Origin of the sequence: Mycobacterium sp. TKK-01-0059 (assembly GCF_000709305.1) — a bacterium.
In the GTDB taxonomy this organism is placed as follows: domain Bacteria; phylum Actinomycetota; class Actinomycetes; order Mycobacteriales; family Mycobacteriaceae; genus Mycobacterium; species Mycobacterium intracellulare.
In genome coordinates, this window is record NZ_KL446993.1 from 4,049,659 (window position 1) to 4,064,649 (window position 14,991).

The window sequence follows — 14,991 nt, forward strand, 5'->3', positions numbered from 1 at the left end:
GCAACCCAGACTTCATGCTGATTGCCCGGTCAAAATCGAAGAGCCCGCAAACAGCGGGCCGCAACCCAGACTTCATGCTGATTGCCCGGTCAAAATCGAAGAGCCCGCAAACAGCGGGCCGCAACCCAGACTTCATGCTGATTGCCCGGTCAAAATCGAAGAGCCCTCATTGCACCAGAATACCCAACAACGCATTAGCTACTTCGACCTGAAAAAGTCGGCGCGTTGATCCGCGGGCTGGCGGTGCTGAACTGGGAGGATGGCCTCAAGCCCTTGGGCTAGAAGGGATTGAGGCCATCGTGTTTCGTACTGTAGGCGATCAGCCGTCGTTGTGGGAGTCGATCCTGCCGGAGGAGGTGCGGCGGCTGCCCGACGAGCTGGCGCGGGTGGATGCGTTGTTGGACGATCCGGCGTTCTTCACACCGTTTGTGCCGTTTTTCGACCTGCGGATGGTGGCGTCCGAAATCTGGTGTAAATCGGAGGGTGAAGGTTCTGGCTTCGGTGGGTGATGTTACGCGGTGGCGCTAGCGGTTTCGGTGATGCTGCTGGCGGAGTCGGGGGTGTGCTGAGGCCGCAGTTGCTGGGGTGGTTGTAGCAGGTTGCGGCGCAGGTCTTGGAGCTGGCGCATTCCGGCGGGTGTCATGGTCAGTCCGCGCCAGCCGCGGGATGCGCGGTCGAGCACGGCCCAGGCGATGCTGATGCAGCTGGTCTCGCCCGGGAAGCGGCCGATAACCTTTGCGCGGCGGCGGGTTTCGCCGAAGGTGCGTTCGATGAAGTTCGAGTGCCGGATGCGGTGATGATGTTCGGGTGGGAACCGCAGATAGGCGGTCAGGCCCTGGCGATCGGTCAGCAGGATCTTCATCGCTGCCGGGTAGGCGGCGCCGTAGCGGGCAGCGAACGCGCTCAGCCGGGCATCGATTTGTTCGACCAGCCGCGGGCCGGGCTCGGTAGTGAGATCTTCGGTGTCGAACACGGCCCAGTAGCCGTCGCGGATCTCGGCCTGCATCCCGGCGGGGATCTTGGCCAGCACGTTGCGTAACCGGTGGATCAGGCAGCGTTGGCGCAGCGCGGTCGGGAAGATCTGCTCGATCGCGGCGATCAGGCCGCGGGCACCGTCGGAGACGACCAGCAGCGGGCATGCTAATCGCCGGTCGGTGAGATCGGTCAAGAAATCAGCCCAGGCGTCGGTGGACTCCACTACGCCGGGGGCCAGGCCAACGAAGACGGGCTTGCCGGCGGTGGTCACACCCCAGGCGGCCAGGATCGGCTCGGCCGGCGAGCCGGGATGCATCCGAAAGAACGAGGCTCCAGGAACAGGTAATCGAGCACGACATCGCCCAGGGGACGCCGCGCCCAAGTGTCGTACTCGGTCTTGATCGCTTGGCATACCTGCGCCACAGTCGATTTCGAGATCGCGGCCCGATCACCCAGCGCGTCGGCCAGGGTGGCCTCGACATCACGCACCGACAGCCCCCGCGCAAACGACGCGATCACCAGCGATTCCAGCGCGTTGGTCTTGGTGACGTGCTTACCGAACAGCCGTGAAGCGAATGCCACGGTCGTGCCGCGCAGCTTGGGCTGCTCCAAGCTGACCGGGCCGGCGGTGGTCTTGACCGACACCGGCCGATAGCCATTACGCGCCCCGGGCTGCGCATCCGGCACGATGGCGGTCCGTTGATAGCGGTCGCGGCCGAGAAATTCGGTCACCTCGGCCTTCAACGCGGCCTGCATCAGTAACTGCGCACCAAGCCGGGCCACCTCCTCGAGGATCTCGGGTAGCTCACGATCCGAGGCGAACAGCTCGTCGATCTTGGCGCGAACACGATCGGTCGGCGATACTCGTGCAGGCACGGGCGAAGGTCCTTTCTTCGATGACTTGGCAGTTCTCGAAGCAGAACCTACGCCCGGCCCCATTTACACCGGCTTCAGGACGCGACCCCTGCGATTGGCCGGCCCTCGACGCCGATGGAGATCTATCTGCGGTTGATGTTTTTGAAGTTTCGCTATCGGCTGGGTTATGAGAGCTTGTTTCGGGAGGTCTCGGACTCGATCACCTGGCGGATGTTCTGCCGGATCCCGCTGGATATGTCGGTGCCGCATGCGACCACGTTGATGAAGCTGACCAGGCGCTGCGGAGCGAGGGCGGTGGGCGGGCTCAACGAGACGCTGTTGGCCAAGGCGGCCGAGGCGAAGCTGTTGCGCACCAACCGGGTGCGGGCCGACACGACGGTGGTGCCGGCCAACGTGGCCTATCCGACCGACTCGGGTCTGCTGGCCAAGGCGGTGCGGCGGATCGCCGCGACCGGTCAGCGGATCCAGGCGGCCGGCGGGGCGGTGCGCACCCGGGGTGCGGGATCGGTCCTGGGCGGCGGGCAAGCGCGCGGATGCGATCGCATCGAAACTGCGCTCTCGTGCCGCATTGGGCCGCGACCAGGCCACGGCCGCGGTGCTCAAGAGCACCGGTGAGCTGGTCGGATTGGCCGAAACCGCGGCACGCGATGCCCAGCGGCTGCTGGTTAACGCCAAGCGGGCGGTGCGCGTGGCCGCGGCGAAGGCTGCCGCGCTGCGCGCCCGCGGCGAACATGACGCGGCGGCGGGGCGGCGGCGTGGTCGGCTGGTGCGCGCGGTCAACGACCTTTCCAAGTTGGTGGCCGCGACCCGCCAGATCGCCGCGCAGACCCGCCAACGGGTGTCCGGACAGATCCCCGACGGCGCCACTCGGCGGGTCAGCCTGCATGATGGCGATGCCCGCCCGATCGCCAAGGGCCGCTTGGGCAAGCCGGTCGAGTTCGGCCACAAAGCTCAGGTCACCGACAACGAGGACGGCGTCATCGTCGATCACACCGTCGAGATGGGCAACCCGCCCGACGCGCCGCAACTGGCGCCGGCGGTCGGGCGGGTCACCAAGCGAGCCGGGCGCGCGCCAGGCACCGTCACCGCCGACCGCGGCTACGGCGAGAAACGCGTCGAGGACGCCCTGCATGACCTTGGCGCGCGCACGGTCGTGATACCCCGTAAAGGCAAACCCTCCCAGGCCCGGAAGCTGAGGAACACCGGCCAGCCTTCCGACGAACCATCAAGTGGCGCACCGGAAGTGAAGGCCGCATCAGCACCCTCAAGCGTGGCTACGGCTGGGATCGCTGCTGCATCGACGGCACCGCTGCTGCATCGACGGCACCGAAGGAACCCGAATCTGGACCGGGCACGGCGTCCTCGCCCACAACCTGGTCAAGATCAGCGCCCTCGCCCCATGACCGGGCGCGCCAAAGCCACATTCACGCGCCAAACTGGGTACGACCCCACACAGCCGCTCAGTACAGGCGCGGGTTTTTCAGGTCGAAGTAGCTATTTACGAGACACACCACCAGTGAGGCCAGCCTCGGACCGCCGAGGTGGGTGGCCGGGTTGGGTGGGATGGTTGCGGTTGGCTGCTGGTTGGGAAGCGGTCCGAGCCTGCCCTCCGGCGATTCGCGGCGCCGCCGCGAGCTGGGCGCTGGTCAGGACTGGCTTGGCCGACCAGGCTGGCTGTCATGGCTGCGGTGGTGACGGTGAACGATGTGCTCGACGGGCATGTGGGCCTGGATGTGGAGTGTCTGGATCGGATCTATCTCAACGGCTATGTTCCGAATCTGCAGGTCGGTGCGCAGGTGGCGTCGTTCATGACAGCGCATCTGGGCTACCCGATCCCGTCGCCGGCGATCATGGAGAAGAACGGCACCGCGTTTCGCAAGGCGGTGGACCGATTCGCCGCGGCCAACGAGATCCCGGTGGTGCGCTTCGGCAAGGACGACCGCAAGATCGAAGTGATGCGTCGGTATCTGGCCAAGCAGGCTAGCACCGGACGGGCGGGAGTAGCCGCGATCGGGGTGGGGCAGGAGTTCGCGCCGGTGTTCACTGCGACGAAGAAGACCGGGCCCGGTGGTGCGGTGTGGTTCGCTTTCACCAAGGCCGACCGGCGGGTTACCTGCTACTACTTTTACGTCTGGGACGACGATTTCGGTCCGGGGTTCGTCAAGGTGTGCGCCTATTTCCCGTACCCGATGAAGATCTGGCTGAACGGTCACGAGTGGGCCAAGCGGCAGGCGACCAAGGACGGGATCGAGTTCGCCGAGTTGTCCAACGGGTTCGCCTCGGCCACTGATCCCGCAGGGCTGCAGGCGATCTGCGACCGGCTCCTCGGCCCGGGAGCGATCCGGGTGTTCGCCGAACGCTGGTGGTCGATCCTTCCGCTACCACTGACCGAACACGACCGCGCCGCGGGCTATTGGTGGGAGCTGTCGATGCGCCAGGTCGAGACCTCCCGCACCCTGGTGTTCGACGCGCCCAGGCACGCCCGCGGGTTCTTCGAGGCGCTGGTGGCCGACAACCTCGACATCGGCCGCCCGGAGCTCATCGAGCTCATCTTCAAACGCCGCCAGCGCCGGGGACGCCCGGCTCGTGGCGAGTTCAAGACCAAGATCGTCACCTACGGCACCGAGGTCAACGTCAACGCCTTCTACCGGCACTCCCGCATCAAACAGTATCTGAAGGACGGGCGCGCGCTACGCATCGAGACCGTCATCAACGACCCGGGCGACCTGGGCTGCCTGCGCCGGTTGCAGCATCTCGACGAACTGCAGGCCCGCGCCCGTGCGGTCAACACCACGCTGCTCGATACTGAACGTGTCGGCCAGGGCTGCGTCCTTGCGAGTCCAGCCTTTGAGCGGATCGCACGGCCCACCCTCACCGAGGATGGCAGGAGGGCCCCGGCCTTACGGTTCGGCGACCCTCGGGTCCAAGCCCTGGCCGGCGCCTTATGCACCACCGCACTCGCTGTCACCGGCATCACCAACAAGAGCCTGCGCGCCTTGATGACCGGACTGCTCGGCGGTGCGAACTACACCATGAACCAGGCCAGCTACGATCTGGCCCGGCTCCGGATCAACGGCCTGATCACCCGCATCCCCGGCAAGAACCGCTACCGGCTCACCGGCGACGGCCTGCGGTTTGCGATCTTCTACACCAAACTGCACGACCGCCTACTGCGGCCCCTACTCGCCGCCGATCAGCCACCCGCACCGCCCCCACTGCGAAAGGCATTGCACACCATAGACATTCACATCACCGAAACCATCGACCAGGCCCGACTCCTACCGACCGCAGCCCTGAAAACTCAAGACAACTCTCAATGTTCTAGCGACCAAGGTTCGCTAGTGTCGCGAGTCGTTAATTCGCTTGCAGTAGTTGGCGACGGATTCGAGGATTTGGTCGGCGGTTTTGGTCCAGACGTAGGGGCGCGGGTTGTCGTTCCAGTTTTGGATCCAGGCGCGGATGTCGGTGTTGAGTTGGCGTACCGAGGTGTGGGTGCCGCGGCGCAGTTTCTTGGTGGTCAGTTCGGCGAACCAGCGCTCGACGAGGTTGAGCCAGGACGAGCTGGTCGGGGTGAAGTGCAGGACGAACCGTGGATGGGCGGTCAGCCAGCGTTTGACCTGGGGCGTCTTGTGCGTGGAGGCGTTGTCCAGCACGACGTGGCAGTCGAGGTCGGCGGGGACTTCGGCGTCGATCTTTTTCAGGAAGGCCAGAAATTCCTGGGCGCGGTGACGCGAGTGCAGCGCGCCGATGACCTGGCCGGTGGCCAGATCCAGGGCGGCATACAGGCTCGATGTGCCGTGGCGCACATAGTCGTGGCTGGCCCGCGCCGGGGTGCCGGGCAGCATCGGGAACACCGGTGCGGTGCGGTTGAGCGCCTGGATCTGAGTCTTCTCGTCCACGCAGAGCACGACCGCACGTTCGGGCGGGTTCAGATACAACCCGACGACGTCACGCACCTTGTCGACAAATAACGGGTCCTTGGAAAGTTTCCACGAATCCTGTTTGTGCGGAGCCAATCCGAACGCCCGCCACACCCGCGACACCATCGACTGGCTCAACCCCAAATGTTGGGCCATCGACCGCGTCGACCAGTGCGTGGCATCGAGCGGCGCGGTCTCCAGCGTCGCGGTGATCAACGCTTCGATCCGCTCATCACCGACCACCCGGGGCCGACCCGGCCGCGGCTCGTCGAGCAACCCGTCGAGGCGATCGGTGGCGAATCGATTGCGCCACTTGGTCACCATTCCCCGCGTGATACCCAGATCGTGTGCTATCGCGGTATTACTCGAATCCCCTTCGCAGGCAAGCACGATCCGTGACCTCAGGGCCAGCGCCTGGGCGCTCTTCGGGCGGCGCGCCCATCCCCGCAACTGATCGCGTTCTTCATCGGACAACACCACAGGCACAGCAATCGGACCCGGCACAGGCCAAGTCTACTATCCGGATGCGGATTAACGACTCACGACACTAGGTAGGCCGAGGCGTTCGGCGACTCGACGCCCGGCACCGTAGCGCCCGGTGCGATAGAACGACGCCATGATGTCCTCGTAGCGAGGGCCGAGGATTCGGGGAATGGCATCGAAAACTCTTGCGTCAGGACCGATCAGCACCCGCGGCTTATTCTTCTTGACCCCGCGTAATATCGCCCTCGACGCTGATTCGGGGCTGGTGAACGCGATCCTATGGAAAATGCGGCTAAGCGTTTCGGGGTCCGAGCCGTCGGGCAGCCCTCGGGCGTGACCGGCGATGTTGGTCTTCACCCCGCCCGGGTGAACGCAGGTAACACCGACCGGATGCCTGGCGGCCCGGAGTTCTTGGCGTAGGGCCTCGGTGAAGCCGCGGACGGCGAATTTGGCGGCATTATAGGCGCTTTGTGACGGAATCCCGACCAACCCGAAAACCGATGACACATTGACGATGTGGCCATCGCCGGACGCGATTAGGTGCGGCAGGAATGCCTTGGTGCCATGGGCGACCCCCCAAAAGTTGATGCCCACCAGCCACTCGAAGTCGTCCCAATCCATGTCGATAACGTCGGCGGAGAGTGCCACACCCGCGTTGTTGAAAACAAGGTTCACTCTGCCGAATTCACTGACGACATTCTTTGCGTGTCCGTAAACTGCCTGCCGTTGGGCTACATCGAGCTCGAACGGCACCGCCTTAGCTCCGACCTTCTCGCATCGACCAGCGGTATCGGCCAGCGCGCTTGTATCGATGTCCGACAGCGCCAGCTGCGCCCCCTGTTCAGCCAAGCTCAACGCCAGGCTGCGGCCGATGCCTGAGCCAGCGCCGGTGATTACTGCCACTTTATTGGTGAAGTCCTTCATAACTTGATCGCCTCCGAATGTATTTGGACTGGCCGACGGCCGGTTCCGCAGATCGTTGACACCGCCCCCTCCTCTTCTGTAACAACGAGAGTCCACTGCACTACACGACATGGCACTGGGTGCAAATCCGCCGTGGATGTTCACCGTCGCCACAGCCGCCCTTAGGGGACTAGAACGGTTAGGTATCCCGGATCATCACACTTGAGCCTCTTTTGTTGCGCGTCGTGCGACGCGGTTGCTTAGCGCCTCGATGTCGGTATCCAGCTTGAGCGCTCCCTGCTTCCGAGTATGCAATTTTTCCGAACAAATAGTATACGTAACAACTAGTACTATGTACTGCGAGTAGGGCCGATTGTCAAAGGGACTGAAGGCAGGGGTGTCCCATAGGGCCCGTTTCGACGGTGCCGACGACCGGTGCGCCCAGTAGGTGCGTGGGGCGATCGCCACGCCCTGGATCCCCAGGGCGCGACAGATCGGTACGACCCCGAACCGGTCCTTGTGTTCGTCGATGAACCCACAGATCAGCGGTGTAGCGGGTCACACTCCCGCGCGAAGAAAGTTGTTGCGGCCTTTAGTATTTCGATCGTTTGCTCAAGTTCCTTGGTTTTGCGGCGCAGCTCCCGCAGCTCGCGTGCGGTCTTAGTCGGCACACCCGCAGCCTCACCGTCGTCCACCTCGGCCTGGCGCACCCACTTGCGCAGCGTCTCCGCGCTCATCCCCAACCGCGCCGAGATCGCGCGCATCGCCGCCCACTCGATCTCGTAGTCATCGCGATGCTCGCGGACCAGCCGCACCGCCTTGGCCTTGGCCTTGGTGTTCTCGTCGTACTTGCTCGGCATCGTGCCATCCTTCCTAGTAAGAAGAAGGTGTGCACGAAACCCGGGATGCTTCTATATCGTGTCAAGGGGTTTCTGGGATGGGGTGTGCTGCGGCCAGGGTGCGGTAGAGCTGTCGGGTGATGTAACGCTTCAGGGAACGCATGATTTCTTTGGTGGTGCGGCCTTCGGCGCGACGTCGTGCAACGTAGGCTCGTGTCGTGGCGTGGGTACGCATCCGAACGATAACCACTGTGGTCAGCGCTCCGTTGAGCTTTCGGTCCCCACCTCGGTTGAGTCTGTGCCGCACTGTGTTTCCCGAGGACGCCGGTATCGGGCAGGTACCTGCCAGCGCGGCGAACGCCGCTTCGGAGCGCACCCGCCCGGGGTGTGACCACGCCGTGAACACGCATGCGGCAACTACCGACCCGACACCGGGCAGCTGAGCATGTCCCGAGTCGCGTGGAATTTTGGTGACGATCCACGGTGAACTTCTATGCGGCGGCACCGACAGTGGCGGTGTCGGGATTGGCGTGTCGGCGCAGGGCGTCGACGAGCTGGGGAATCTGCTTGTAGCCCTTGATGCGGCGGAAGGACCGTTCGGCGTTGAGCATGCCGGCCGCGGTCCAGCGCAGCACCATCTGCCCGTCGCGCCAGCGGGTGATGTTACGGTTGGTCGTTCGTGCTATCGAGATCATCGACTCGACCGGGTTGGAGGTGGTCAGTGTTTTGGCGAGGCGACCGTCGATGCCGAGCCGTGCGACCGTGAACATCTCTTCCAGCCCCTCGCGTAGCGACGAGGCCGCGCTCGGGTAGTTCTTATCCAGTTGCGCGGCAAGGCTTTTAGCGTTCGCCAGCCCGGTGTCGGGGTCAGGGTGCGCGAACGCCTTGATCAGCTTGGCATCCACCCAGGCCTGCTCCTTGTCGGGCAGGTGATCAGCGACATTTCGCCGCTTGTGCAGGGTGCATCTTTGGATGAGGGCCTTGGCGCCTAACACCTCCCGCAGGGCGTGTCTCATTGACTGTGTAAGGAGTTCAGCCTGAATGGTGGTGGCTACCACCAGACAGGAGATTTCAATTGCCTCAATCTGAGTCGCGCGGGTGATGATGCTGCTGGGAAGCTGGCCGAGCTGTTGTCACCGGCAGCCGTGGACGCGCTGTTGGCAGACGCTCAAGCCGCCGGCACCCCGATCGATGGCCCCGGCGGTCTGCTGGCGCTGATGACCAAGGCTGTGCTCGAACGCGCCCTTGATGTCGAGATCGCCGATCATCTGGGCTATGAGCACGGCGATCCCGTTGGTCATGGGTCGGGCAATTCCCGCAATGGGCATGGCCACAAAACGGTGCTGACCACCGCGGGGGCCCTCGAGCTGGAAGTGCCACGCGACCGCAACGGCAGCTTCGAGCCGGTGATCGTGCCCAAACGCAAGCGCCGCCTGGGCCAGGTCGAGGACATGATCCTGTCGCTGTATGCCCGGGGCATGTCCACCCGCGACATCACCGAGCATCTGGGCGAGGTCTACGGCGCCACCGTCTCGGCGACCACGATCTCGCGGGTCACCGACGTGGTGATCGAGGAGATCGCCGCCTGGCAGTCCCGCCCGGTCGATCCGGTCTATCCGATCCTGTATATCGATGCGATCCGCATCAAGATCCGCGATAGCGGCGTGGTGGCCAATAAGGCCGCCCACGTCGTGATGGGCGTCGATGTCGAGGGAAGCAAGCAGGTTCTGGGTATCTGGATCCAGCAGAGCGAAGGCGCGAAGTTCTGGCACGGGGTGCTCACCGAGCTGCGCAACCGCGGCTGCCGCGACGCGCTGTTCGTCTGCTGCGACGGCTTGACCGGCCTGCCTGAATCGATCACCGCGGTGTGGCCGGCCGCGGTCATCCAGACCTGCGTGGTGCATCTGCTGCGCTCCTCGATGCGCTACGCCTCCTACACCGACCGCCGCAAAATGGCCACCGCGCTGCGCCCGATCTACACCGCGGTGACCGAAGAAGCCGCCACACTGGCCCTTGAAGCGTTCCGCGCCCCAGTGGAAAACCAAATCCCCCGGTGCAGTGGCCGTATGGGATCGCGCCTGGGCCGAGTTCGTACCATTCCTGGCATTCCCGGTCGAGATCCGCAAGATCATCTACACCACCAACGCCATCGAGTCCCTGAACTACCAGCTACGCAAAGTCACCAAAGCCCGCGGCTCGTTCGCTGTCGTAGTCGTCGCGGTGTGCGCGGACCAACCGCACAGCCCTGGCCCCTCTGCTGGACGCAACTGGAGCTTCGCGCGCATTTTGGTGAGTCAAAGCGGAGGCTTGCGCGCCCTGTCGATCCGCAGTAGCGTCTCACTAAACACAGTACTGCTGGTACCAGAAACCGTGTGTTCGAGGAAGGGGTATCTTGTTATGACCAGCGACCACATAGTTCAAGAGGCAGTGACCACTGCGAGTGCGGTGAGTGAAGGGTCTCGGTATCCGAGGACGCGGCGGATACGTTTCCCGTTTGGGGAGGGCACCAAGTATTTCGTTAACGACGACATCATCTTCAGCCACTTTCTGGCGAACTTGTCGGGGTCGTTCCCGCCGGGGGAGGAGTTGTTCATTCGGTCGGTGCGCCGGTTTGCCGATGAGATCAGCGATCCTGTGTTGAAGAAGCGGGTGGCCGGGTTTATCGGTCAGGAATCGGTGCATGGCCAGCAGCATCGGGCGCTCAATGACAAGCTCGTTGACATGGGGTATCCGATTGCGTGGTGGGATTCAGAAAAGTTTGTTGATTGGGTGAAACGCATCGAGGAGGTGCTGCCCGCCCGGATACCGCTGGCGGTGACAGCAGCCGCAGAACACTTCACCGCCGTACTTGCTGAGCGCACCCTCGGCGAGGAGGAGATCCAAGCGATCCCCGGGGATGCGGAGGTGTGGAACCTGCTGAACTGGCATGCGTTGGAGGAACTTGAGCACAAGTCGGTTGCCTTTGATGTATTCCGCTCGGTGGGGGGCACCGAGCGGGTGCGTCGACGTGTGATGGCGGTAATGATCCCCCTTCTGCTCCTCCTCATAACTGCCGTACTGGCTTGTTCGGTGGCGCGAGATCCCGAAGCGCGCCGTCAGCCAGTGCGACTGGTGCGTGAGACCTATCGGCTCTACCGCGGTCCCATTCTTCGGGGTGTGATCCCAGATCTCAGGCGATACCTGCGACGGGGATTTCATCCCGACGACATCGACACCAACGCGTTGCTGGAGCAATGGCAAGAGGAACTCTTCGGCACTGAGGGCGCCCTGGTCGGCTACCTGAAGTGACCGACCACCACACTCAAAACAAAAGAGAGTGTCATGGTAGCTAGTCAAGCAGCAGTTGCGAACACCGGAATAGCACCGGAAAGACCAGCAAAAAAGGCGTATCCGAAAACTCGCCGGATTCGGTTCCCATTCGGGGATCCGCAGCCCGTGAAGCATCGCTTTGTTGAGGACGACATCGTGCTTAGCCACCTTGTGGCGTTGCTGTCGGGCATATTTCCGCCAGGCGAGGAATTATTTATCAGGTCGGTCCGGCGCTTTGCCGATCAGGTGACTGATCCGGAGTTAAAGAAGCGGGTGGCCGGATTCATTGGTCAGGAGTCGGTGCACGGGCAGGAACACCGCCGGCTCAACGAGCAATTGGTGGACAAGGGCTATCCGCTGGTCAGTTTTTTCATATTCGATGCCAGCAGTCGGCGGCAGCGGCTGTTGGTGCGGATCGAAAACCTGCTGCCCGCGTGGGTACCCCTCGCGGTCACTGCAGCGGCTGAACACTTCACCGCGACGCTGGCTGAGCGAATGCTAGGCGAGGAGTTACAGAAGATCCCCGGTGATCCCGAGGTGCGAAACCTGCTCAACTGGCACGCGGTGGAAGAGCTGGAGCACAAATCGGTTGCCTTCGACGTTTACCGGTCGGTCCGTGGGCCGGAGTGGCTCCGCATCGGTGTGATGGGGGTTTTATACGTTCTGGCCGTCCCGGTGATCACGATCGGCGTGTTGTTGTCCATCGCGACGGTCCCTAAAGACTGGCATCCGATCAAAGTGGCGCGTCAAGCGCGTGCTGTGTTTCGAGGCCCGCTGCTCAAGGGTTTGATAGCCGATCTGCGTATCTACATGAAACCTGGCTTTCATCCCGACGATGTCGACACCTGTGCGCTGCTGAACAAGTGGCAGCAGGAACTGTTCGGGACCCATGGCGCCCTGGTGGGTTATCAGAAGTAGCAGCAAGTCCGGCGAGCCCGAATTCCATACAAAAGTCGAGATTGACCGGCTACCTGCTGCCGAGCGTGTCTGACCATGACGTCGTCGTTGTGGGCGCTGGGTTGGGCGGTAACGGCGCCGTATCGCCTTGCAACGGAGAGGGATTCACGGCTTTGTCGGCTCTTCGATTTTGACCGGGCAATCAGCATGATGTCTGGGTTGCGGCCCGCTGTTTGCGGGTGCAGTGGAATCGTATCCGGCGAGCCGAGTTCTCTCTGTTGCGGAACCCGCACGCGGCGCGTTTGACCTGTTTGACAAGGCGGTTGTAGCCCTCGGTACGGGCGTTGGTGATGCCGGTGGCGATGAAGGCATTGATTTCGGGCCACCAGGTGTCGATGGTGGTGGCCAGGGTGAGCAGCTCGGGGATCTGTGAGTCGATGCACCACGCCAGGAACCGGTGCAGCCGGTGGCGTGTCAGATGTGGATCGCCGCCGACGCGCACGGTGGGATAGCAGGGCGCGCAGTTCTTCCTTGGCGATCCACGCCGACAGGATCTGGCTGGTGTCGTCTTCGGCCACGATGGCGTTCCACATCTTGGCGAAACTCTTGTCCGACAGGCGTTCTCGTGCTCGCAGCAGTCGGCGCCGGTTGGCCCACTCCGGGTCAAGTTTGCGGCCGCGCCGATCCCGCAGGTCCCAGGTGACCCGGCGGCGCACCTTTGTCAGCGCATCGTTGGCGAGCTTGACCAGATGGAAGTGATCGACCACCAGCGTCGCGTTGGGCAACAACTCGGGGGTGCGGACCGCCGTGGCGTAGACCGCGGCCGGGTCGATCGCGACGTACTCGATGGCCTCGCGGAAGGCCGGGGTTCGCTCGGAAAGCCAGTCGATCACCGCGGCGCCGGTGCGGCCCTCGCGTTGGCCCAGTAGGCCCTGATCGCCGGCCAGGTCGACGAACCCGGTGTCCCACGGGTCAACCCGCACCCACCGCTGCGTGACGGTTCACCGTCGCCAGCGCGGTTTGCCGCGGCGGGTCTCGTCGATGCCGAGCACCCGCACCGGCTCGGGTTCGCTCAGCGCCGCCTCGGCGTGGGCGACAAAGGCGCGGTGCGCGGTCGGCCACGACACCCTGTGGGCGGCGGCGACCTCGGCCACTGCACGGCCGGCATCGCCGATCGCCGCGCCGATCTGGTCGCGCAACCGCGTGGTTGTGCGTGCCCGCGCCCGGACCTGCGCGATGGCCTCGGTGAACGAGACCGCTCGCAATAGTCCTCCTTGCAACGCCAGCAGGTCTTGTGCCACCGCACGATGACGCGGTCGTGTCCGTAGGGGATGTCGCGCGGCGAGGTACTCACCCGGGCCTTCACCGACGTCGACACCACCCCACACTCAGGGCATGCCGCCGGGTCGGGTCCTAAAGCCGGTGTAAAAGGGGCCGGGCGTAGGTTCTGCTTTGAGACCGCCAAGTCATCGAAGTGAAAGGACCTACGCCCGTGCCTGCACGAGTATCGCCGACCGATCGTGTTCGCGCCAAGATCGACGAATTGTTGGGCCTCGGATCGTGAGTTGCCCGAGATCCTTGAGGGAGGTGGCCTGGCTGGGTGCGCAGTTACTGATGCAGGCCGCGCTGGAGGCCGAGGTAACCGAGTTCTTGGGCAGCGATCGCTACCAACGGTGCGCCACCGCGCCGGATGCGCAGCCCGGGGCGCGCAATGGCTATCGGCCAGCGACGGTCAAGACCACCGCCGGCCCAGTCACCCTGGAGCGGCCCAAGCTGCGCGGCACGATGGTCGCATTCGCCTCGCGCTTGTTCGGCAAGCACGTCACCAAGACCAATACGCTGGAATCGTTGGTGATCGCCTCGTTCGTACGCGGGCTGTCGGTGCGTGATGTGGAGGCTACCTGGCCGATGTGCTCGGTGATCAGGCCGCGATCTCGAAATCGACTGTGGCGCAGGTATGCCAAGCGATCAAGACCGAGTACGACACTTGGGCGCGGCGCCTCCTGGGCGATGTCGTGCTCGATTACCTGTTCCTGGAGCCTCGTTTTTCCGGATGCATCCCGGCTCGCCGGCCGAGCCGATCCTGGCCGCATGGGGTATTACCACCGCGGGCAAGCCCGTCTTTGTGGGCCTGGCCCCTGGCGTAGTGGAGTCCACCGACGCCTGGGCCGGTTTGCTGACCGATCTCACCGACCGGCGATTAGCATGCCCGCTGCTGGTCGTCTCCGACGGTGCCCGCGGCCTGATCGCCGCGATCGAGCAGATCTTCCCGACCGCGCTGCGTCAATGCTGCCTGATCCACCGGCTGCGTCACGTGCTCGACGGTGGCATCACCGTTACAACCCGTCAATAAGGAATGGATTTCAGAATTTCCCTCGTGGTGGCTCGGCCGGCCGCTACGATGACCGCGTTCATGATGGTGAAGATGGATCGTCACGCGCGCGAGAGCATGTCCCGAGTCGCGTGGAATTTTGGTGACGATCCACGGTGAACTTCTATGCGGCGGCACCGACAGTGGCGGTGTCGGGATTGGCGTGTCGGCGCAGGGCGTCGACGAGCTGGGGAATCTGCTTGTAGCCCTTGATGCGGCGGAAGGACCGTTCGGCGTTGAGCATGCCGGCCGCGGTCCAGCGCAGCACCATCTGCCCGTCGCGCCAGCGGGTGATGTTACGGTTGGTCGTTCGTGCTATCGAGATCATCGACTCGACCGGGTTGGAGGTGGTCAGTGTTTTGGCGAGGCGACCGTCGATGCCGAGCCGTGCGACCGTGAACATCTCTTCCAGCCCCTC

The 14,991-nt window shown here is 63.8% G+C and carries 12 protein-coding genes and 10 pseudogenes; 8 read left to right on the forward strand and 14 right to left on the reverse strand.

Annotation, left to right across the window (positions count from 1 at the left end; all coding sequences use genetic code 11):
- Together K883_RS28075 and K883_RS27020 are read left to right on the forward strand one after the other, a co-directional pair.
- A partial coding sequence (locus K883_RS28075; protein ID WP_218917177.1) for a hypothetical protein occupies window positions 1-212 on the forward strand: 212 nt, incomplete at its 5' end.
- Between the two features lie 87 nt (window positions 213-299).
- Window positions 300-443, forward strand: a pseudogene (locus K883_RS27020) (ISNCY family transposase); the annotation flags it as partial.
- A gap of 68 nt (window positions 444-511) precedes the next feature.
- On the opposite strand, the gene K883_RS19145 reads toward K883_RS27020, so the two are convergent.
- Window positions 512-1,291 (reverse strand): IS256 family transposase, encoded by a 780-nt coding sequence (locus K883_RS19145; RefSeq protein ID WP_036455212.1) that lies wholly within the window; start codon window positions 1,289-1,291, stop codon window positions 512-514.
- On the reverse strand, window positions 1,243-1,851 hold the full coding sequence (locus K883_RS19150) for a transposase (protein WP_020822357.1): 609 nt from the start codon (window positions 1,849-1,851) through the stop codon (window positions 1,243-1,245). The genes K883_RS19145 and K883_RS19150 overlap by 49 nt, the downstream gene beginning before the upstream one ends.
- Window positions 1,852-1,938: 87 nt before the next feature.
- Between K883_RS19150 and K883_RS26270 the strand changes: the two are divergent.
- Window positions 1,939-3,254: pseudogene (locus K883_RS26270) on the forward strand (ISNCY family transposase); the annotation flags it as partial.
- Window positions 3,255-4,261: 1,007 nt separating this feature from the next.
- Here K883_RS26270 and K883_RS28340 read toward each other — a convergent pair.
- The 7 genes and pseudogenes from K883_RS28340 to K883_RS19180 form a co-directional block, all read right to left on the reverse strand.
- Window positions 4,262-4,393 carry a hypothetical protein gene (locus tag K883_RS28340; protein WP_255348945.1) on the reverse strand — a complete coding sequence of 44 codons (132 nt, stop codon included), beginning with the start codon at window positions 4,391-4,393 and terminating at the stop codon, window positions 4,262-4,264.
- Between the two features lie 400 nt (window positions 4,394-4,793).
- The gene (locus tag K883_RS28080) at window positions 4,794-5,012 is read right to left on the reverse strand and encodes a hypothetical protein (protein ID WP_157744825.1); all 219 of its coding nucleotides are present in this window, start codon (window positions 5,010-5,012) and stop codon (window positions 4,794-4,796) included.
- A 177-nt stretch (window positions 5,013-5,189) separates the two neighbouring features.
- Complete coding sequence (locus K883_RS27025) at window positions 5,190-6,275, reverse strand: IS630 family transposase (protein ID WP_036429555.1); 1,086 nt, start codon at window positions 6,273-6,275, stop codon at window positions 5,190-5,192.
- Between the two features lie 27 nt (window positions 6,276-6,302).
- Window positions 6,303-7,178, reverse strand: coding sequence for an SDR family NAD(P)-dependent oxidoreductase (locus tag K883_RS19170; RefSeq protein WP_014711472.1), 876 nt, complete (start codon window positions 7,176-7,178; stop codon window positions 6,303-6,305).
- Window positions 7,179-7,553: 375 nt separating this feature from the next.
- A pseudogene (locus K883_RS19175) lies at window positions 7,554-8,017 on the reverse strand (transposase); the annotation flags it as partial.
- Between the two features lie 61 nt (window positions 8,018-8,078).
- Window positions 8,079-8,438 (reverse strand): annotated as a pseudogene (locus K883_RS27030) (transposase); the annotation flags it as partial.
- A 49-nt stretch (window positions 8,439-8,487) separates the two neighbouring features.
- Window positions 8,488-9,018 (reverse strand): annotated as a pseudogene (locus K883_RS19180) (transposase); the annotation flags it as partial.
- A 96-nt stretch (window positions 9,019-9,114) separates the two neighbouring features.
- On the opposite strand from K883_RS19180, the pseudogene K883_RS19185 reads away from it, so the two are divergent.
- From K883_RS19185 to K883_RS27035, 3 genes and pseudogenes are all read left to right on the forward strand, one after another.
- Window positions 9,115-10,198, forward strand: a pseudogene (locus K883_RS19185) (IS256 family transposase); the annotation flags it as partial.
- A 195-nt stretch (window positions 10,199-10,393) separates the two neighbouring features.
- Window positions 10,394-11,284, forward strand: a complete 891-nt coding sequence (locus K883_RS19190) for a metal-dependent hydrolase (protein ID WP_014711476.1) — start codon at window positions 10,394-10,396, stop codon at window positions 11,282-11,284.
- Between the two features lie 33 nt (window positions 11,285-11,317).
- Complete coding sequence (locus tag K883_RS27035; protein WP_074325745.1) at window positions 11,318-12,223, forward strand: metal-dependent hydrolase; 906 nt, start codon at window positions 11,318-11,320, stop codon at window positions 12,221-12,223.
- A gap of 181 nt (window positions 12,224-12,404) precedes the next feature.
- Here K883_RS27035 and K883_RS28595 read toward each other — a convergent pair whose 3' ends face one another.
- The 4 genes and pseudogenes from K883_RS28595 to K883_RS28605 form a co-directional block, all read right to left on the reverse strand.
- Entirely contained in the window at window positions 12,405-12,704 is a 300-nt protein-coding gene (locus K883_RS28595; protein ID WP_074363640.1) for a transposase, read from the reverse strand.
- A gap of 52 nt (window positions 12,705-12,756) precedes the next feature.
- Window positions 12,757-13,185: pseudogene (locus K883_RS28600) on the reverse strand (transposase); the annotation flags it as partial.
- An 18-nt stretch (window positions 13,186-13,203) separates the two neighbouring features.
- Window positions 13,204-13,503 (reverse strand): helix-turn-helix domain-containing protein, encoded by a 300-nt coding sequence (locus K883_RS19205; RefSeq protein ID WP_020822362.1) that lies wholly within the window; start codon window positions 13,501-13,503, stop codon window positions 13,204-13,206.
- Window positions 13,504-13,532: 29 nt separating this feature from the next.
- Window positions 13,533-13,583 (reverse strand): annotated as a pseudogene (locus tag K883_RS28605) (hypothetical protein); the annotation flags it as partial.
- Window positions 13,584-13,816: 233 nt separating this feature from the next.
- Here K883_RS28605 and K883_RS28610 point away from each other — a divergent pair.
- Together K883_RS28610 and K883_RS19215 are read left to right on the forward strand one after the other, a co-directional pair.
- A pseudogene (locus K883_RS28610) lies at window positions 13,817-14,092 on the forward strand (transposase); the annotation flags it as partial.
- A 163-nt stretch (window positions 14,093-14,255) separates the two neighbouring features.
- Window positions 14,256-14,555 carry a transposase gene (locus K883_RS19215; RefSeq protein WP_020822364.1) on the forward strand — a complete coding sequence of 100 codons (300 nt, stop codon included), beginning with the start codon at window positions 14,256-14,258 and terminating at the stop codon, window positions 14,553-14,555.
- Between the two features lie 142 nt (window positions 14,556-14,697).
- Here K883_RS19215 and K883_RS19220 read toward each other — a convergent pair.
- Window positions 14,698-14,991: pseudogene (locus K883_RS19220) on the reverse strand (IS256 family transposase); the annotation flags it as partial.

Excerpts from the sequence above, each read along its gene's own strand:
- K883_RS28340 (WP_255348945.1), bottom strand. The coding sequence starts at position 4,393 with ATGAGCTCCGGGCGGCCGATGTCGAGGTTGTCGGCCACCAGCGCCTCG.
- K883_RS19145 (WP_036455212.1), bottom strand. The coding sequence starts at position 1,291 with ATGCATCCCGGCTCGCCGGCCGAGCCGATCCTGGCCGCCTGGGGTGTG.
- K883_RS19170 (WP_014711472.1), bottom strand. The coding sequence starts at position 7,178 with ATGAAGGACTTCACCAATAAAGTGGCAGTAATCACCGGCGCTGGCTCA.
- K883_RS19215 (WP_020822364.1), top strand. The coding sequence starts at position 14,256 with ATGCATCCCGGCTCGCCGGCCGAGCCGATCCTGGCCGCATGGGGTATT.
- K883_RS27035 (WP_074325745.1), top strand. The coding sequence starts at position 11,318 with ATGGTAGCTAGTCAAGCAGCAGTTGCGAACACCGGAATAGCACCGGAA.
- K883_RS19190 (WP_014711476.1), top strand. The coding sequence starts at position 10,394 with ATGACCAGCGACCACATAGTTCAAGAGGCAGTGACCACTGCGAGTGCG.